The 245-nt window shown below is 48.2% G+C and carries 1 protein-coding gene; it reads left to right on the top strand.

Translation table 11 applies throughout. From position 1 onward, the window contains the following. Positions 1–245, top strand: a 245-nt coding sequence (locus ACEN88_RS36060) for a hypothetical protein (protein ID WP_413347177.1), incomplete at both ends; no start/stop codon positions are given.

The raw sequence follows: 245 nt of genomic DNA, 5'->3' as shown, positions 1-245 counted from the left end.
AGGCAAGTGCGCAGGCTGACCGGCGTGAACATGCGCCTGGCCTCTCCCCCGGTCTCTGCCCCGAGGAAGCTGGAAAAGATTCGCCTATTAGTCTTCATCAGTGCATTGGATATATGGAGGAATTGTTTTTCTTCTTGGCTTTTTTCTTTTTCTTGAACAAAGAACCAAGTGCTTTGCGAATTCGCTTTAACATAGAGCCTCCTAAACTTTCATTGCAGGTATCGATGAATGGCGCGTGCTACGAC

This window comes from Massilia sp. CT11-108 (genome assembly GCF_047302915.1).
In the GTDB taxonomy this organism is placed as follows: Bacteria; Pseudomonadota; Gammaproteobacteria; order Burkholderiales; family Burkholderiaceae_D; genus Telluria; species Telluria orientalis.
The sequence above is the reverse complement of the archived record's forward strand: the minus strand, read 5'-3'. Positions and strand labels throughout refer to the sequence as shown.